Source organism: Burkholderia sp. 9120 (genome assembly GCF_000745015.1).
Taxonomy (GTDB): Bacteria; Pseudomonadota; Gammaproteobacteria; order Burkholderiales; family Burkholderiaceae; genus Paraburkholderia.
This window is the reverse complement of the sequence record NZ_JQNA01000002.1, coordinates 2087744-2106516: the sequence shown is the minus strand read 5'-3', so window position 1 is coordinate 2106516 and position 18773 is coordinate 2087744. Positions and strand designations below refer to the sequence as shown.

15 protein-coding genes are annotated in these 18773 nt (G+C 64.0%); 11 read left to right on the top strand and 4 right to left on the bottom strand.

Annotated features, from left to right (window positions below):
• Nucleotides 1-209 precede the first annotated feature (209 nt).
• From FA94_RS17520 to FA94_RS17500, 5 genes are all read left to right on the top strand, one after another.
• The gene (locus FA94_RS17520) at nt 210-809 is read left to right on the top strand and encodes a TetR/AcrR family transcriptional regulator (RefSeq protein ID WP_035553448.1); all 600 of its coding nucleotides are present in this window, start codon (nt 210-212) and stop codon (nt 807-809) included.
• A 96-nt stretch (nt 810-905) separates the two neighbouring features.
• Nucleotides 906-2693, top strand: coding sequence for an acyl-CoA dehydrogenase C-terminal domain-containing protein (locus tag FA94_RS17515; RefSeq protein WP_035553446.1), 1788 nt, complete (start codon nt 906-908; stop codon nt 2691-2693).
• Nucleotides 2694-2811: 118 nt separating this feature from the next.
• A complete protein-coding gene (locus FA94_RS17510; RefSeq protein ID WP_035553445.1) occupies nt 2812-5247 on the top strand; it encodes a 3-hydroxyacyl-CoA dehydrogenase/enoyl-CoA hydratase family protein in 2436 nt (811 codons plus the stop codon).
• Between the two features lie 69 nt (nt 5248-5316).
• Nucleotides 5317-6516: an acetyl-CoA C-acyltransferase gene (locus FA94_RS17505; RefSeq protein WP_035553443.1), complete on the top strand. Its 1200-nt coding sequence runs from the start codon at nt 5317-5319 to the stop codon at nt 6514-6516.
• Nucleotides 6517-6652: 136 nt separating this feature from the next.
• A complete protein-coding gene (locus FA94_RS17500; RefSeq protein WP_035553441.1) occupies nt 6653-7423 on the top strand; it encodes an enoyl-CoA hydratase in 771 nt (256 codons plus the stop codon).
• Nucleotides 7424-7698: 275 nt separating this feature from the next.
• On the opposite strand, the gene FA94_RS17495 is transcribed toward FA94_RS17500, so the two are convergent.
• Nucleotides 7699-7986, bottom strand: a complete 288-nt coding sequence (locus tag FA94_RS17495; RefSeq protein WP_035553439.1) for a hypothetical protein — start codon at nt 7984-7986, stop codon at nt 7699-7701.
• A gap of 136 nt (nt 7987-8122) precedes the next feature.
• Nucleotides 8123-8962 carry a formate dehydrogenase accessory sulfurtransferase FdhD gene (fdhD, locus tag FA94_RS17490; RefSeq protein ID WP_035562436.1) on the bottom strand — a complete coding sequence of 280 codons (840 nt, stop codon included), beginning with the start codon at nt 8960-8962 and terminating at the stop codon, nt 8123-8125.
• A gap of 117 nt (nt 8963-9079) precedes the next feature.
• On the opposite strand from fdhD, the gene FA94_RS17485 reads away from it, so the two are divergent.
• Together FA94_RS17485 and FA94_RS17480 are read left to right on the top strand one after the other, a co-directional pair.
• Complete coding sequence (locus tag FA94_RS17485; RefSeq protein WP_035553436.1) at nt 9080-9556, top strand: nitrate reductase associated protein; 477 nt, start codon at nt 9080-9082, stop codon at nt 9554-9556.
• 268 nt (nt 9557-9824) lie between these two features.
• The gene (locus tag FA94_RS17480; RefSeq protein WP_035553433.1) at nt 9825-12935 is read left to right on the top strand and encodes a sensor domain-containing protein; all 3111 of its coding nucleotides are present in this window, start codon (nt 9825-9827) and stop codon (nt 12933-12935) included.
• Nucleotides 12936-12947: 12 nt separating this feature from the next.
• On the opposite strand, the gene FA94_RS17475 is transcribed toward FA94_RS17480, so the two are convergent.
• Nucleotides 12948-13874 (bottom strand): LysR family transcriptional regulator, encoded by a 927-nt coding sequence (locus FA94_RS17475; protein ID WP_035562433.1) that lies wholly within the window; start codon nt 13872-13874, stop codon nt 12948-12950.
• A gap of 110 nt (nt 13875-13984) precedes the next feature.
• Here FA94_RS17475 and FA94_RS17470 point away from each other — a divergent pair, with 110 nt between their 5' ends.
• Nucleotides 13985-15196, top strand: a complete 1212-nt coding sequence (locus FA94_RS17470) for a serine hydrolase domain-containing protein (protein WP_051980635.1) — start codon at nt 13985-13987, stop codon at nt 15194-15196.
• Entirely contained in the window at nt 15193-16482 is a 1290-nt protein-coding gene (locus tag FA94_RS17465) for an MFS transporter (RefSeq protein ID WP_063771787.1), read from the top strand. The genes FA94_RS17470 and FA94_RS17465 overlap by 4 nt, the downstream gene beginning before the upstream one ends.
• 44 nt (nt 16483-16526) lie before the next feature.
• On the opposite strand, the gene FA94_RS17460 is transcribed toward FA94_RS17465, so the two are convergent.
• Complete coding sequence (locus FA94_RS17460) at nt 16527-17141, bottom strand: glutathione S-transferase (protein ID WP_035553430.1); 615 nt, start codon at nt 17139-17141, stop codon at nt 16527-16529.
• Between the two features lie 159 nt (nt 17142-17300).
• Between FA94_RS17460 and FA94_RS17455 the strand changes: the two genes are divergently transcribed.
• Together FA94_RS17455 and FA94_RS17450 are read left to right on the top strand one after the other, a co-directional pair.
• Nucleotides 17301-18212, top strand: a complete 912-nt coding sequence (locus FA94_RS17455) for a LysR substrate-binding domain-containing protein (protein ID WP_035553428.1) — start codon at nt 17301-17303, stop codon at nt 18210-18212.
• A 215-nt stretch (nt 18213-18427) separates the two neighbouring features.
• Entirely contained in the window at nt 18428-18760 is a 333-nt protein-coding gene (locus tag FA94_RS17450; protein WP_035553425.1) for a DUF4148 domain-containing protein, read from the top strand.
• The last annotated feature ends 13 nt before the right edge of the window (nt 18761-18773 follow it).

The following is an 18773-nucleotide window of genomic DNA, read 5'->3' as shown; positions in this document are numbered from 1 at the left end:
GTGAGCACCTTCGCTAGCAACCTCGGTCTCAAGACAAAGGCCTGGCAAAGGCCTCTAAAAAATCTGATTCCTCTGATTGACGGATGCCGCAGAATTGGAACCTGGTTAGAAACCGGTTTCTAATAAAGTCCTTGTTTAGCGGGCGGCCGCCCACAATAATAGTACGGCCGTTCGATTTTCTTTCGGTCACATTAGAACGGTAAAAAGCTATGCGAAAAGGCGAACAAACGCGAGCCGCGATTCTCGAAGCAGCACTCGATCTGGCAAGCCGCGACGGACTGGAAGGTCTGACGATCGGGCTGCTGGCCGAGCGCATGCAGATGAGCAAAAGCGGTGTGTTCGCGCATTTCGGGTCGCGCGAGGATTTGCAGGTCGAAGTCGTGCGCGAATATCACCGTCGTTTCGAAGACGAGGTGTTCTTCCCGAGCTTGCGCGAGCCTCGTGGCTTGCCGCGCTTGCGCGCGATGATTTCCCGCTGGATCGAGAAGCGCATTCAGGAAGTCACGACCGGGTGCATCTACATCAGCGGCGCCGTCGAGTACGACGACCGCGCGGATAACCCGGTGCGTGAGCAACTGGTGTCGAGCGTGACGATCTGGCGTGCGGCACTCACGCGCGCAATTTCGCAGTCGATGGAAGAAGGGCATCTGCGTGCCGACACCGATCCGCAACTGATGCTGTTCGAACTGTATAGCTTCACGCTCGGTCTGCATCACGACGCACGCTTCCTGCACTTGCCGGACGCCGTGCGTCTCACGTGGGCCGCGCTGGAAAAATTGATTGTTTCGTATCAAAGCGAAAGCCGTTAGCAGAGCCGCCGAACCTCAAAAGATTCGCGGCGCAGAAAGTTCCGATCCACGGACTCCGCTAACAGCCTGGCTTCTTGTCAAACTTTGGAGAGAGTCATGGGACAGTACGCCGCGCCGCTGCGCGACATGCAATTCGTGTTGCACGAACTGCTTAACGTCGAAGCCGAAATCAAGCAGATGCCGAAGCACGCGGATCTCGATGTCGACACCATCAACGCGGTGCTCGAAGAGGCCGGCAAGTTCTGCTCCCAGGTGCTGTTCCCGCTCAATCACAGCGGCGACCAGGAAGGCTGCACGTACGTCGGCGACGGCGTGGTGACCACGCCGAAGGGTTTCAAGGAAGCGTACCAGCAGTACGTGGAAGCCGGCTGGCCCGCACTGGGCTGCGATCCGGAATACGGCGGCCAGGGTCTGCCGGCGTTCGTCAACAACGCGTTGTACGAGATGCTGAACTCGGCGAACCAGGCATGGACCATGTATCCGGGTCTGTCGCATGGCGCGTACGAATGTCTGCACGCGCACGGCACGCCTGAACTGCAAAAGACTTATCTGCCGAAGCTGGTCGCGGGCGTCTGGACCGGCACGATGTGTCTGACCGAACCGCATTGCGGCACCGACCTCGGCATTCTGCGCACCAAGGCCGAACCGAACAGCGACGGCTCGTACGCGATCAGCGGCACCAAGATTTTCATCTCCAGCGGCGAACACGATCTCGCGGAGAACATCGTTCATCTGGTGCTGGCGCGTCTGCCGGGCGCACCGAACGGCACCAAGGGTATTTCGCTGTTTATCGTGCCGAAGTTCGTGCCGAACGAAGCCGGTGAGCCGGGCGCGCGCAACGGCGTGAAGTGCGGTTCCATCGAACACAAGATGGGCATTCACGGCAACGCCACCTGCGTGATCAATCTCGACAACGCGCAGGGCTGGCTGGTCGGCGAGCCGAACAAGGGCTTGAACGCCATGTTCGTGATGATGAACGCCGCGCGCCTCGGCGTCGGCATGCAGAGTCTCGGCCTGACCGAAATCGGCTATCAGAACTCGCTGACGTACGCGAAAGAGCGTCTGCAGATGCGTTCGCTGACCGGCCCGAAGGCGCCGGAAAAAGCTGCCGATCCGATCATCGTGCATCCGGACGTGCGCCGCATGCTGCTCACGCAGAAGGCCTACGCCGAAGCCGCGCGTGCGTTCTCGTACTGGTCCGCGCTGCATATCGACAAGGAACTGTCGCACGCCGACGAAGCCGCGCGTAAAGACGCGGCCGACCTCGTCGCGCTGCTCACGCCGATCCTGAAGGCGTTCCTGTCGGACAACGCGTTCGAGAGCACCAACCACGCCATGCAGATTTACGGCGGCCACGGCTTCATCGCCGAGTGGGGCATGGAGCAGTACGTGCGCGACGCGCGTATCAACATGATCTACGAAGGCACCAACGCGATTCAGGCGCTCGACCTGCTCGGCCGCAAGATTCTCGGCGACATGGGCGCGAAGATGAAGAAGTTCGGCAAGCTGGTGTCGGAGTTCGTCGAAGCCGAAGGCATCAAGCCGGAAATGCAGGAGTTCATCAACCCGCTCGCCGATATCGGCGACAAGGTGCAGAAGCTGACGATGGAAATCGGCATGAAGGCCATGCAGAACCCGGACGAAGTCGGCGCCGCCGCCGTGCCGTATCTGCGTACCGTCGGCCACCTGGTGTTCTCGTACTTCTGGGCCCGCATGGCACGTGTCGCACTCGATAAAGAAGCGTCGGGCGATCCGTTCTACAAGGCCAAGCTCGCCACCGCGCGTTTCTACTTCGCGAAGCTGCTGCCGGAAACGGCCATGACGATCCGTCAGGCGCGCGCCGGTTCGAAGTCGATGATGGACGTCGACGAAGCGCTGTTCTAAAGCCACCTCACGACAGGCGCCGCGCGTAACGCGAGCGGCGCCTGTGTCAGCCACACATCCCATCGCGAAGCGTCCATCGAAGCTTCGCGACATCCGCATAACTCCCCGGAGGAACGACGTGAGCAATCTGATCATTCGCAAGGTAGCCGTGCTCGGCGCCGGCGTGATGGGCGCGCAGATCGCCGCGCACCTGATCAACGCCAAGGTGCCCGTGCTGCTGTTCGACCTGCCCGCTAAGGAAGGCCCGAAGAACGCGATCGCGCTGAAGGCGATCGAGAATCTGAAGAAGCTGTCGCCGGCGCCGTTCGGCGTGAAGGACGACGCGCAATACATCCAGCCGGCCAATTACGACGACGATATCGAGAAGCTCGCCGAATGCGACCTCGTGATCGAAGCGATCGCCGAACGGATGGACTGGAAGCACGACCTGTACAAGAAGGTCGCGCCGCACCTCGCACCGAACGCGATTTTCGCGACCAACACGTCGGGTCTGTCGATCACGTCGTTGTCGGAAGGTTTCCCGGATGAACTGAAGGCGCGCTTCTGCGGCGTGCACTTCTTCAATCCGCCGCGCTACATGCACCTGGTCGAACTGATCCCGACCGCGACGACGCGTCCGGAAATTCTCGATCAGCTCGAATCGTTCCTGACGAGCGTGGTCGGCAAGGGCGTCGTGCGCGCGAAGGACACGCCGAACTTCATCGCCAACCGCGTCGGTATTTTCTCGATCCTGGCGGTCGTGACCGAAGCCGCGAAATTCGGCCTGCGTTTCGACGAAGTGGACGATCTGACCGGCGCGCGTCTGGGCCGTGCGAAGTCCGCGACGTTCCGCACCGCCGACGTGGTCGGTCTGGACACGATGGCGCACGTCATCAAGACGATGCAGGACACGCTGAAGGACGACCCGTTCTTCCCGGTCTACGAAACGCCGGCCGTGCTGGCAGAACTGGTGAAGAAGGGCGCGCTCGGTCAGAAGACCGGCGCCGGTTTCTACAAGAAAGAAGGCAACGCGATCAAGGTGCTCGACCCGAAGACGGGCGAGTACGTGGACGGCGGCGCGAAGGCGGACGAACTGGTCAGCCGTATTCTGAAGCGCCCGGCGGCCGAGCGTCTGAAGCTGCTGCGTGAGTCGGAGCATCCGCAGGCGCAGTTCCTGTGGGCGATTTTCCGCGACGTGTATCACTACATCGGCGTGCATCTGGAATCGATCGCCGACAACGCGCGCGACGTCGATCTGGCGATCCGTTGGGGATTCGGCTGGAACGAAGGTCCGTTCGAAGGCTGGCAGACGGCCGGCTGGAAGCAGGTCGCCGAATGGGTGCAGGAAGATATCGCGGCAGGCAAGGCGCTGTCGAACGTGCCGCTGCCGTCGTGGGTGCTCGAAGGCCCGGTTGCTGACAAGGGCGGCGTGCATACGAATGAAGGTTCGTGGTCGCCGGCTTCGCAGACGTTCGTGCCGCGTTCCTCGCTGGGCGTGTACGACAAGCAGGTGTTCCGTGCACCGCTGGTCGGCGAAACCTCGGCCGATCCGAAGACCTACGGCAAGACGCTGTTCGAAACGGACGCCGTGCGCGCCTGGGTCGACGATCGCGCTGGCGAGAACGACGTGTTGATCGTGTCGTTCAAGAGCAAGATGAACACGATCGGACCGTCGGTGATCGACGGTTTGACGCAGGCTATCGAACTCGCCGAAAAGGACTACAAGGGTCTGGTGGTGTGGCAGCCCACGTCGCTGAAGCTCGGCACGCCGGGTGGTCCGTTCTCCGCCGGCGCCAACCTCGAAGAAGCGATGCCCGCGTTCATGATGGGCGGCGCGAAGGGTATCGAGCCGTTCGTCAAGAAATTCCAGCAGGGCATGCTGCGCGTGAAATACGCGAGCGTGCCGGTCATCTCGGCCGTGTCGGGTATTGCGCTCGGTGGCGGTTGCGAGCTGGCGCTGCATAGCGCGAAGCGGGTTGCGCATATCGAAAGCTATTTCGGTCTGGTGGAAGTCGGCGTCGGTCTCGTGCCGGCCGGCGGCGGCCTGAAGGAAGCGGCGCTGCGCGCGGCGGAAGCGGCGACGCAAGCCGGCGCGACCAACGACCTGCTGAAGTTCGTGCAGAAGTCGTTCGAAAACGCGGCGATGGCGAAGGTCTCGGCGTCCGCGCTCGACGCCCGCGCCATGGGTTACCTGAAGCCGTCCGACACGATCGTTTTCAACGTGTTCGAACTGCTCGACATCGCGAAGAAGGAAGCGCGCGCGCTGTCCGTGGCGGGTTACCGTCCGCCGCTGCGGGTTACGCAGGTGCCGGTGGCTGGCCGCTCGGCGATCGCGACCATCAAGGCTTCGCTCGTCAATATGCGCGACGGCCGCTTCATCAGCGAGCACGACTACCTGATCGCGAGCCGCATCGCTGAAGCGGTGTGCGGCGGCGATGTCGAAGCCGGCAGCCTCGTCGACGAAGAATGGCTGCTGCAACTCGAGCGTCGCGCGTTTGTCGACCTGCTCGGCACGCAGAAGACGCAGGAACGGATCATGGGCATGCTGCAAACCGGCAAGCCGGTTCGTAACTAAGCGGCAAACACGTGTATGGGGTGGGAGCAGACGCCAAAGCGCCGACTTCCACCGACAATGGAGCTAAAAATGTCAAAGCAATTGCAAGACGCATACATCGTCGCCGCGAGCCGCACGCCGATCGGCAAGGCGCCGCGCGGGATGTTCAAGAACACGCGCCCGGACGAACTGCTGGTTCACGCGATCCGGTCGGCCGTGGCGCAGGTGCCCGGCCTCGACACCAAAGTGATTGAAGACGCAATCATCGGCTGCGCGATTCCGGAAGCGGAACAAGGCCTGAACGTCGCGCGAATGGGCGCACTGCTGGCCGGCCTGCCGAACTCGGTCGGCGGCGTCACGGTGAACCGTTTCTGCGCGTCGGGCCTGACCGCGCTGGCCATGGCGGCGGACCGCATCCGCGTGGGTGAATCCGACGCGATGATCGCCGGCGGCTGCGAATCGATGAGCATGGTGCCGATGATGGGCAACAAGCCGTCCATGTCGCCGCACATCTTCGATCGTAGCGAAGACTTCGGCATTGCCTACGGCATGGGCCTGACGGCCGAGAAAGTCGCCGAACGCTGGAAGATCAGCCGCGAAGCGCAAGACGCGTTCTCGGTCGAATCGCACCGCCGCGCGATCGCCGCGCAGCAGTCCGGCGAGTTCAACGACGAAATCGCCGCGTACACGATTACCGAGCGTTTCCCCGATCTCGCCACCGGTGAAGTGAAGGTGAAGACGCGCGAAGTGTCGCTCGACGAAGGTCCGCGCGCGGAGACGACGCTGGAAGGCCTCGCCAAGCTGCGCACGGTGTTCGCGAACAAGGGTTCGGTCACGGCAGGCAACAGCTCGCAGACGTCGGACGGCGCGGGCGCGTTGATCGTCGTGTCGGAAAAGATGCTGAAGGAATTCAATCTGACGCCGCTCGCGCGCTTCGTCAGCTTCGCCGTGCGCGGCGTGCCGCCGGAAATCATGGGCATCGGTCCGAAGGAAGCGATTCCGGCCGCGCTGAAGGCCGCCGGCCTGAAGATCGACGACATCGACTGGATCGAGCTGAACGAAGCGTTCGCCGCGCAATCGCTGGCGGTGATTCAGGACCTCGGCCTGGATCCGTCGAAGATCAACCCGCTCGGCGGCGCGATCGCTCTCGGCCACCCGCTGGGCGCGACGGGCGCGATTCGTGCGTCGACGGTGGTGCATGGTCTGCGCCGCCGCAACTACAAGTACGGCATGGTGACGATGTGCGTCGGCACCGGCATGGGCGCTGCGGGCATCATCGAGCGTCTGTAAACCGGATAACGCCGGCGACCCCGGTGTTTGTACAGGTCCCCATGGGCACCCCTTAAGGACCGCGGAACGGTTCGCAGGCCGGCTGGCTTGCGAACCGTTTCCACATTCTCAGCAGGATCACGAGGAGAACAAGGAGATGACAATGGATATTCTGGTCGAGCGTGCCGACGGCGTGCTGACGATTTCCTTCAACCGGCCCGACAAGAAAAACGCGATCACGGCCGCGATGTATCAGACCATGGCCGACGCGCTGGTCGACGCGCAAGGCGACACCTCGGTGCGCGCGATTCTGATTCGCGGCAGCGCGAATATTTTCAGCGCCGGCAACGATCTCGAAGACTTCATGAAGACGCCGCCGATGGGCGAAGACGCGCCGGTGTTCCAGTTCCTGCGCGCGATCAGCTCGGCGGAGAAGCCGGTGGTGGCGTCGGTGGCGGGTCCGGCCGTGGGCATTGGGACGACGCTGCTGCTGCATTGCGATCTGGTTTATGCCGCCGATTCGGCCAGCTTTTCGCTGCCGTTCGCGCAACTCGGGCTGTGCCCGGAAGCGGCGTCGAGCTTGCTGCTGCAGCGCGTGGGCGGTTATCAGGCGGCGGCGGAAAAGCTGCTGCTCGGCGAAGCGTTCGACGTGACCGAAGCGCAACGCATGGGCTTTGTGAATCGCGTGTTGCCGGCGAGTGAAGTGGACGCGTTCGCTGCTGCGCAGGCTGCGAAGCTGGCGGCGTTGCCGGCTTCGTCACTGCGCGTGACGAAGAGTTTGATGAAGCGCGCGAGCCAGCAGGAACTGCAGACGCAGATGTCGGAAGAAGCCGTGCATTTCGGCAAGATGCTGCTCGCGCCGGAAGCGCGCGAAGCGTTCAAGGCGTTCTTCGAGAAGCGCAAGCCGGATTTCCGGGCGTTTCCGTAAGCGTTGTTGCAACGCGGGGACGCGGGGACGGCGACGCGCATAAAAGCGCCATCGCCCGACCCGCGCGCGTTATTCCGCGATCGAAAAACGTGCCGGACGCTTATGCGGCGCCGCCGGCCGTTTCACGCGCGCCGTTGCGCCGCGAATGAAAAGAATCGCGCAAAAGGCGACCATCGCCCAGATGCAGAGAATTACGGTCAAAGCACTCATTTCAGTTCTCGGAGTTGCGACATTGCCGCGATACGGCGATGAATTCCGCCTGGCCTTCCGGCTGCTCAATGTGTCGTAGGTTGGTCCGTGCCGTCGAGCAGAAGCTGGTCGATCAGGCTGGTAGAGATGGCGAGCTGCCGTTCGAGCGATGCCCGCGCCGCTTCCGCCGCCGCCGCATCGCCGCGCGCCACGGCTTGATGCGTCAGCGTGGCGAGCTGCAATACTTTCCCGGAGGAGCGGTGCAGGCCGTCCATCATGTCGGCATCGATACCCGACGGAAGCATCTGTTCGGACGTGAGCAGCTCGGGCAGATCAAGACCGAACGGACGATTTTTGGCGTGACGGGATGACATTTTCTGGCGGCTCTCTCGATTGGCACGATGCTAGTGTGAGCCGATCGGAGCGCATGTAATTCGCCGAAAAGAGGCCAGATTTGAAGTCAATCCCGTGGTGTGGGATGCCGATGCATGTCGGCACTTAACCCGGCGCTCAACCCGGCGCCGGCTGCAACGTGTCGTAATCGACGTAGCTCGTCTCGCGGCAGAAGCTGACCAGCCGCACGCCGGCCTTGCGGGCAATCGCAATGGCCAGCGACGACGGCGCCGAGATCGTCGCGACCATCGGCACATCGACGCGCGCCGCCTTGCGCACCAGCTCGTAGCTGGCGCGGCTCGACAGGAACACAAAACCCTCTTTCGTATCGACGCGATCCAGCACGAGCTGGCCGATCAGCTTGTCGAGCGCGTTATGACGGCCGACGTCCTCGAACGCGTAACGGATCGCGCCTGCCGCATCGCACCATGCGGCGGCGTGCAGGCCGCCGGTCAGCCGCGTCAGCGCCTGGTGTGCGGGCAGGTCGTGGGCGGCGCGGGCGATCGCGTCCGGGGCGAGCCGTTGCAGAAAGCCGGTGTCGGGCACCCGTTCCGGGTTCAGATCCAGCAGATCGATGCTTTCGATTCCGCAGACGCCGCAGCCGGTGCGCCCGGCGAGCGCGCGGCGCTTTTCCTTCAGCGCGACGAACGCCTGCTGCACCACCTGCAATTGCACTTCGGCATGCGGCAATTCGCCGTCGTCGTGCAGTTCGACTTCGATGTCGTGAATGTCGCTGCCGCGCGCCACGATGCCTTCCGAAATCGCGAAACCGACCGCGAACGCTTCCAGATCGCGCGGCGTACACATCATCACCGCGTGCGAAATACCGTTGAAGACGAGCGCGACCGGCCATTCCTGACCGACATGATCGGTGACGGTTTCCACCGCCGCGCCGCGATGCCGATGCACCTGACGCTCCACCGCGCCCGGTTGTCCGGCTGTTTCCAGTTCGTTCAAGCTCACTTGCTCCTCTACCTTGCCGCGTGCCGCTCTCGTGCCGTCACCGCGCGAATAAGGTTCTAAAATACCTCAAGCCGGGCTTGCATGTTGCCCGCTATCCACGAGGACACTGTCATGGGACTCAACGAAGCACCGCTTCTGTTCAACTTCGAGGTCGAGTCTTCGGAGAATTTCACGTTCATCCCGATGTCGGTTCGCTTCAACCTCGACCGTTTCGGCTTGCGTATCACGCTGGCGCAGTGGCAAATGCTGCCGCTCGAAGACCGCAAGCTGCTGGCGCGTTTTCCGGTCGACGACGACACGGAAATCGAACCGAATTTCGACCACGCGCTGTTCGAAATGCTGCGCACTCACGCCAATGTCGAGCCGGAGTGGTTCACGCCCGAGGAAGCGCCGCTCTGGCGCCGTACCGATAGCGTGCCGGAAGGCGTCACGCACCAGGCGGGATTAGCCGGTCTGACCGCGCCGAGCGTGGCGCGCTGGGCCGAACTCGATCCGTTCAAGCGTTACGTGCTCGCCAAGCTGTCGCGCAAACCGGAGGCCAATCACGACTTCGTGCCGGCCATGAAGGAATTTGGAGGGGGCGCCTAGCTGGCGGCGCGAAGTTGAGGGCGCCTGACCAGTGCACCTGACCGAAAACGCCGCGCCAGAACACGTCTGGCCGAAACCGCCTAACCGGCCGCGCCCGGATCCCACCGCGTGCCCGAAGTTGCCTATTTTTTCACCCACACCCTCAACCCGCTCCGAACCCTGCCGTTATCCATGGGTTGGCGTGTAAAAAAACTCGCATCGATGCGGCCTGACGCACCGAAAGCGACCGCGCGCTCCCGCCCTCGGAACGATCTGACGTTCGGAATCCATGAATTCTTTTTTATCGAAGCGGCTGCTGATCAATCTGGCAGTCGTCGCTGCCGCGGTCGGCGCGAACGCGTTCGTCGCTTATTCGCAGATTTGCGGTCAGCGCGATGCCGACGCGCGCATGCTGCGTTCGACCAGCGTGCGCGAGAACCTCGACGCCTACCAGACGGCGCTCGACGGCGGTCTCGCCACGCTCGGCCGCTTCGAGGCGACGGGGGAATCGGCGCCGGTCAGCGCGGCCAGCACGACGCGGGCGACGCTCGCCGCCCTTGAGCGCGACCTGCACAGCGAACTGGCCGGCGAACCGGCCATGCTCGACAAGCTGGCGAGACTGAGCGCCGACAGCCACGCGCTGCAACACGACATCGACGATGCGCTGTTGAAGAGCGCCAGCGCCGAGCCGAACGCGTCGCGTGCGTGGGCCGCGTCGACCTATACGCATCTCGGACTCGGGCTCGATCGCGTGGAAGCCGGTCTCGCGGCATTGCGCAGCGAGGAAAGCCACGCGCTGCAGACGTCGCTCTCGGCATCGGCCAGCGAAACCCAGCGCGCCATATTCCTGCTGATCGTCACCATGCTGGCCGGCAGCGCGCTGCTGATCTTCACCTTTGGCGCCCGCGAAAGCAGCGCCCGCGAAAAACTGCGCACCGTGCGTGCGCTCGGCCGCAACGACGAGCGTTTTCGCGGTCTGTTCGACGATCATCCGGTGCCGATGTACATCTTCGATCGCGAAACCATGCGGTTTCTCGCCGTCAATGCGGCCGCGATCCAGCAATACGGCTACGCCGAGAGCGAATTTCTCGGCATGACGATTCGCGCGATCCGGCCGAACGCGGAAATCGCGCGGCTCGAATCGCATCTGCAGCGCAGCGAAATGGCGCCGCGCGGCCGCACGATGGCCGGCATCTGGCATCACCGGCGCAAGGATGGGTCGACGATCAGCGCCGACATCTCGTATCACGCGCTGAACTTCATGGGCCGCGCCGCGTTTTTCGTGCTGGCCGACGACGTCACCGACCAGATCAACGCCGAAGCCGAAGCGCAGCGTTCGAACCAGATGCTCGAAGCGGTGATCGACAACATTCCGCAGCGCATTTTCTGGAAGGACCTGGAGTCGCGCTATCTCGGCTGCAATATGGCGTTCGCGCGCGACGCCGGGCTCGCCTATCCCGAGCAGGTAGTCGGTAAGAGCGACACCGACCTGCCGTGGCGCGCGTTCGCCGACCTGCTCAACGATCACGATAAGGAAGTGGTGAGCACGGGCGTGCCGAAGATGAGTTTCGAAGTCGATCTGGTGATCGACGGCGTGCATCGCACCACGGTCACGAGCAAGCTGCCGTTCACCGACGGCGACGGCCGCGTGATCGGCGTGCTCGGTTCGTACACCGACATCACCGAACGCAAGCGCGCCGATCTTGCGCTGCGCCTGCAAAGCCGTGCGCTCGACGCGAGCGTCAACGCGATTCTGATCACCGCGCCGTCGCCGACGGGCAATCTGATCGAATACGTGAACCCGGCGTTCATGCGTATCACCGGCTACGATCCCGCCGAAGTGATCGGCCACGATTGCCGCGTGCTCCAGCGCGACGACCGCGATCAGGAAGGCGTGGCGCTGATCCGTCAGGCGCTCGGCGCGAATCGCGAAGTCAGTGCGGTGGTGCGCAACTATCGCAAGGACGGCGCGCTGTTCTGGAATCAACTCTTCATCGCCCCAGTGCCGAATACGGACGGCGTGATCACGCATCACATCGGCGTGATCAACGACGTGACCGATCTGATGCGCTACCAGGAGCAGCTCGAATACCAGGCCAACTACGACAGCCTGACGCGCCTGCCGAACCGTAATCTACTGCGCGACCGCCTGCAGCATGCGCTAATCGTCGCGCAGCGGCAGCAAAAGGGCGTGGCGGTCGTGTTCATCGATCTGGACGGCTTCAAGAACGTCAACGACAGTCTCGGCCACAGCGTCGGCGACCGGCTGTTGAGCGTGGTCGCCGAGCGGCTCGCGCGCTGCACGCGCACCAGCGACACGGTGGCGCGCCACGGCGGCGACGAGTTCGTGATCGTGATGACCGACACCGTCGACGAACAATCGCTGATTGCGTGGATGGAACGCGTGCGCTTGTCGATTTCCGAGCCGGTGTGGCTCGACGGCACCGAGCTTTACGTGGGTTGCAGCATGGGCGCGAGCCTGTTCCCGCAAGACGGTGAAGACGCTGAAACACTGATGAAAAAGGCCGACCTCGCGATGTATCGCGCAAAGGACATGGGCCGCAACACCTTCCAGTTCTATCAGCCGGAGATGAACGCGAGCGCCGGTGCGCGTCTGAATCTGGAGCGGCGTCTGCGGCGCGCGCTGCGCGACAACGAATTCCTGCTGCACTACCAGCCGCAGGTGGACATTAGCAGCGGGCAGATCGTCGGCACCGAGGCGCTGGTGCGCTGGCTCGATCCGGAGGTGGGGCTGGTGCCGCCGTCGTCGTTCATTCCGCTTGCGGAAGAGAGTGGGCTGATCGGGCCGCTGTCCGAGTGGGTGCTGCGCGAGGCGTGCCGCCAGAACAAGGCCTGGCAGGACGAAGGCCTACCACCGACGCGGGTGTCGGTGAATCTGTCGGCGCGGGTGTTCCAGCAGCGCGATATCGCGAAGCTGGTGATGCAGGTGCTGGCCGAAACCGGTCTGGAGCCGCAGTACCTCGAACTCGAACTGACCGAGAGCACGATCATGCGCAACGCCGAAGAAGCGGTGTTGATGTTGAATGAGCTGCACGCGCTCGGCATTGGGCTTGCCATCGACGACTTCGGCACCGGCTATTCGAGTCTCAGCTATCTGAAGCGTTTTCCGGTGGACCGCTTGAAGATCGACCGCTCGTTCGTCTCCGACATCGGCGTGTCGGCCGATGACGAGACGATCACGTCGGCGATCATCGCGCTCGCCCATTCGCTGAAGTTGCAGGTGATCGCCGAGGGCGTGGAAACGTCGGCGCAACTCGACTTCCTGCGCGAGCGCGAGTGCGACGAAATGCAGGGGTTCTACTTCGCGAAGCCGATGGGAACGGAAGCGATCGCCAAATTGCTGCAGGGCGGGGCGCAGCGGGAACTGGCGACGGTTTGAGGCGCCGTTGCGCTAAGCGGTACGCGCGCGGGGTTGCGGATCGTCGGGCGCGACATTCGCCGGCATGCGCTCGGCCATGAAGTCGATAAACGCGCGCAGCCGCGGCGGCACGCTCGGTCCGTCCGGCCACACGATGCTCAGGTCGATCGCCCGGCCGACGTAGTCGTCGAGCACCGTGCAGAGCAGGCCGTCGCGCAGCGCTTGCCGCACCGAAAAATCCGGCACGCAGGCAATGCCCAGACCGCGCATCGCGAAACACGTGCGCGTCTCGATGTTGTTGCACACCATCGAAATCGGTAGCGTCACTTCGCGCTCGCCCGGCTCGCGGCGCAGCGGCCAGATTTCGAGCTTGCCGCTGTTCGGATAACGGTAGTGCAGACAGATATGGTTGGCGAGGTCGGCCGGTCGAAGCGGCTTGCCGTGCGCGGCGAAATAAGCCGGCGCACCGACCAGCGCCACACCGAACGAACCGATCTGGCGAGCGGCCAGCCGCGAATCGGCCAGTGTGCCGGTACGAACGACGACGTCGAAGCCTTCGTCGATCACGTCGACCACGCGGTCGGTGAAGTCCAGATCGAGTTCGATCTCCGGGTACGCCGCCATGAAATCGGCGAGCACCGGCAGCACCAGCGAGCCGACCAGCGGCAGACTCACGCGCAAACGGCCACGTGGTGCGCCGGCGCTTTGCGACAGTTCCAGTTGGGCGGCGTCGATTTCGGCGAGGATACGCCGGCAGCGTTCGAGGAACTGGATGCCGTCGGTCGTGAGCGTGATGCTGCGCGTGCTGCGATGAAAAAGCCGCACGCCAAGCTGTTCTTCGAGACGGGCGATGCGTTTGCCCACCGCCGACGCCGATACGCCGAGCAGCCGCCCGGCGGTGACGAAACTGCGCGTTTCCGCGACCTGCACGAATACCACGAACCCGCCGAGACTTTCCACCATTGCCTCCCATTCCGGACATTCCTGTCCGCAGAGTGAGGAACTGTATCCCAGTTTTTCTCCGCTGACCGGCTTCGTATGATGGTGCGTCCCCATTCAACGGAGCCGTCATGCAGCATGCAATCGAGGCAGTGAGCCGTTCCAGTTATTCCGCCGCGCTGTCGTCGCGGGTCGATGCGGTGCTGGACGCCGCGTTGGCGTCGCAACGACTGGTGGGCGGTGTTGTGCTGGTCGCGCTGCACGGCGAGACGGTCTATCGCCGTGCAGCGGGTCTGGCCGATCGTGAGCGTGCTCAGCCGATGCGCGACGACACGCTGTTCCGGCTCGCCTCCGTGTCGAAGCCGATCGTCTCGACCGCGGCGATGGTGCTGGTCGCCCAGCAGCGTCTCGGACTCGACGATATCGTCGCGCGTCATCTGCCCGAATTCACGCCGCGCGGACCGGACGGCGCGGCGGCCACTATCACCGTGCGGCAGTTGCTGACGCATACCGCCGGTCTCGGCTACCGTTTTCTCGAGGCCGATGAGCACGGCCCGTACGCGCTCGCGGGTGTGTCGGACGGGATGGATTGCTCGGGCGTCACGCTCGCCGAGAATCTGCGCCGGATCGCCGGCGTGCCGTTGCTGTTCGCGCCGGGTCAGTCGTGGACGTATTCGTTGGCCATCGACGTGCTAGGCGCGGTGATCGAGCGTGTGACCGGTTGGCCGTTGGAGCGGGCGGTGCGCGAGTTGGTGACGGCGCCGCTCGCGATGCACGACACGGCGTTTCACGCGCTCGACGAGGCGCGACTCGCGACGCCGTACGTGAACGACACGCCAGAGCCGCGACGGATGCGCGACCAGGATCGCGTCACACCGTTCGAAGGCGCGGTGGGTATCGACTTCGAACCGGCGCGCGCGCTCGATCGGACGGCGTTTCCGTCAGGCGGCGCGGGTATGGTGGGCTGCGCGGACGACGTGCTGCGCCTGCTCGACACATTGCGCGGTGGCGGAGCGCCTTTGTTGCCGCGCGCGCTCGTCGACGAGATGGGCCGTAATCAGACCGGGTCGATGGGACCACCCGATGCGCCGGGGTATGGCTTCGGTCTCGGCTTTTCAGTACTACGCGATCCGCTCGCCGCGAATTCGCCGGAGTCGCCCGGTACCTGGCGTTGGGGCGGCGCGTACGGCCATTCCTGGTTCGTCGACCGGGCGCGTGGGTTGAGTGTCGTCGCGCTCACCAACACGTTGTACGAAGGGATGTCGGGTGCATTCGTCAGCGCGTTGCGCGACGCGGTCTACGGCGTCGGTGCGGCGCCTCTTCAGACGGCGAGCCGGCCATGAGCGAATTCGACTCGACGCGGTCCGGTGGCGCACCGCGGCCAGCCCGAGCGGCCGGGCGTTTGCCGCTTTCCGGTTTGCTCGCGCTCGCCACCGCCGGCTTCATCACCATCCTGACCGAGGCGTTACCCGCCGGCCTGTTACGTGAAATGAGCGCGGATCTCGGGGTATCGGCCGCGCTGATCGGCCAGTTGGTCACCGTGTACGCGGCCGGCTCGCTGCTGTCGGCGATTCCGCTCGCCATCGCAACGCGGGGCTGGCGTCGTCGTCCGTTGCTGCTGACGGCCATTGCGGGATTCATCGTGGTCAACACGGTGACGACGCTCTCGACGCACTACACGCTCACGCTGATTGCGCGCTTCTTTGCCGGCGTGTCGGCGGGGCTCGTGTGGGCGCTGCTGGCGGGGCATGCGGCGCGTATGGCGCCGGCGCATCTGCAAGGTCGGGCGATCGCGCTGGCGATGACTGGCGCGCCGCTCGCGTTGTCGCTCGGTATCCCGCTCGGTACGCTGCTGGGCGCCTCGATCGGCTGGCGTTATACGTTCGGCGCGATGACGGTGGCGACGCTCGGCCTGCTCGTCTGGGTGCGCTGGCAAGTGCCTGATTTCGCCGGTCAGCCGGCGGCGCGCCGCACGACGTTGCGTGGCGTGCTGGCCTCGCCGGGGCTGAAGTCGGTGCTCGCCGTGATGTTCGCTTATGTGCTCGCGCACAACCTGCTCTATACGTACATTTCGCCGTTCCTTGCCTTCGCCGGCTTGCAGCAGCGTGTAGACGTCGTGCTGTTCGTGTTCGGCGCGGCCGCGTTGGCGAGCATCGCGATAGTCGGCGTGCTGGTGGACGCGCATCTGCGGCGGCTCACCCTGATCAGCGTCGTGCTGTTCGCGGCCGCCGTCGTGCTGCTGGGCGTCGCGAGTGAGACGCGGAGCGCGGTTTATACCGGGGTGGCCGTCTGGGGATTAGCGTTCGGCGGCGCCGCGACGCTATTTCAAACCGCCTCCGCGCGGGCCGCGGGCAACGGCGCCGACGTCGCGCAATCGATGATCGTCACCGTCTGGAATCTGGCGATCGCCGGCGGCGGCGCGTTGGGCGGCATGGCGATCGATCGCTACGGCCCGATCGCGCTGCCATGGGTCGCCGCCGCGTTGCTGATCGGGACGTTGTTATGGATCGGTGTCGCGGCTCGGCGCAGGCGTCGCGTACCAGCGGGCGGCACAACAGGTGGCGCAGCGGGTGGCACAACGGGTGGCACAGCAACGGCTTCGTGTCTCGGCGCGTGCAGTGAACCGTGAAGGCGTGCGTCGACCGTCACGGTGAGCTGGGCGTGAGTTGAGTCTTACACCGGCGGCGTGCTCACGAACACCGGCGAGACCTCCGCCAACGCGGAAAACGCTTTTAGATGCGGATACGCATCTTCGCTGACGATCTCCGGCAGCATCATCTGCGTGAAGCGCCACGCAACCGCCACGGTGATATCCGCCGCGTCGAAGCGATCGGTTTCGGTGGGCGGCGGCGTGGTGGCGAGATCCTTTTCGAGCGCGGCGTAAGCAGCGAGCAACTGCGAGCGCACGCGCTCGATCCACGGCTCGTGCTGTTTCTCCACTGGCCGCAGATTGCGCTCGTAGACGATCTGCACGGTCTTTTCGCTGGCGGCCAGCGCAAGGCCGGTGAGGTGGGCGGCGCGCAACGCGTCGTCCGGCCGCGACGGGAACAACCGCTGTTCCGCTCCGGCGAGCGTCGCCGCGTACTGAAGAATCGCCGTCGAGTCCATCACCACCTGGCCGTTATCGGCGATCAGCGTCGGCGCTTTGACGACCGGGTTGATCTTCGCGAACTGGTCGTAGGTGCTGAACACCGAAATCGATTCGTGTTCGAACTCGATCTTCAGCAATTTGAGGCAGATGGCGACCCGGCGCACGTAAGGCGAGTCGAGCATACCGATCAGTTTCATCTCATTCCCGTTAGAAGTTCTTTCATGGGCGTCCGAGGCGGCCGCGCTGGGCTAGTTTCAATGCCCGCGCAGATCAAGGCGCATCCAGTCGATAGATTAAGCATCTCCGCTCGCCAAAAAAAGCGACATTAATCGACGGTTTACGTCAGAATTTCTTACATGAAACCAATCCCGCCCTTAACCGCGCTGCGCTGCTTCGAAGCGGTCGCCCGTTTGGGCGGCGTCACCCAGGCCGCGCGCGAATTGCATGTCACGCACTCGGCGGTGAGCCAGCAGATCAAGGTGCTCGAGGACAGCATGGGCCTCGCGTTGTTTATTCGCGAGGCGCGCGGGCTGCGGCTGACCGAAGTGGGGCGTCTCTACGCGCTCGAAATCCGCACCGCGCTGCGCGACATCACGCACGCCACGCGTCGCGCGCAGGCGCGTCCGCAGGAAAGCGAACTGGTGATCGCGACCTTGCCGTCGTTCGCGCAGCATTGGCTCGTGCCGCGTCTCGCGAGTTTCCGCGCGGCGCATCCGTACTATCGGGTTCGTTTGCTGACGAGTCTGCAAGTCGAGGATTTGCGCCAGGGCGCGTGCGATGTCGGCATTCGAATGGGCCAGGGGCATTGGCCCGACGTCGCGCAGCAGAAGCTGTTCGACGACGAGATCGTCGCGGTCGCGGCGCCGCATTTCGCGCTCGCGCCGAACGGGCGCTTTCCGGTCACGGCCGAAGACGTGATGGCCTGTCCGCTGATCTCCAGCCCCGACACGCCTTGGACCGACTGGTGCCGCGCGGCCCAGGTCGCGGAGCCCGCGGACGAAGCGGTGGTGTTGTCGGCGAACGATTCGAACATCGTGATCGGCGCCGTGCTGATGGGGCAGGGCATCGCGCTCGAACGGCGCAGCCTGGTCGGCCATGCGCTGGCACGCGGCGAGCTCGTGCAGATCACCGGCATCCGCGTGCCCTATCGTTATCCCTACTGGCTCGTGTGGCAGCAACGCGAAATGCTCAATGCCCGGCAGGCCCATTTCGCGCAATGGATCGAAGGACAGGTCGACGTTTATCTGCGCGGCAACGGTTCCGCCTGAACGTCGATTCGCGTGCGTCAGCCCCGTGCTGTTGCGTGGAAACCGTTTTGCGGACGGGTTTCAGTCGGCTATATTCGGAGTTCCCAACTTAAGCTGCGTTGGGAACCGCGAAGCATCGATTCACGTGGCGTTGCGCCCACTCGTTGTCGCTGCTCGTACAAAGTCATGGGCGTTGCGCCGTCGTACAGATTGCCAATTCGACTGGAGAGAGAACAATGACGTCTTCACCTGCAAAGAAACTGAGTGTGTTGCTGGCATCGGTGGTACTGAGTGTGGCGTGCGCCGCACCGGCGTTCGCGCAAAGTGGCGGCAGCGGTGGCGCGGCGGGCGACGATTCGGATGCGGCCAAGCCCGTGGCCGCGTCGAAAGCGACCACCACGAAGGCCCAGCGCAAGGCCGCGCGCAAGCAGGCGCGTGCCAAGAAAAACGCCGAGTTGAAGAATCTGGAAGCCAACGGCTATAACCCGTCGCGCAACGATCCGAACTATCCGACCGACCTTCAGAACGCGCAGAAGAAGGCGGCTGCCGCAGCGGCGGCGAGCCAGTAAGCGGCCTCGGGGC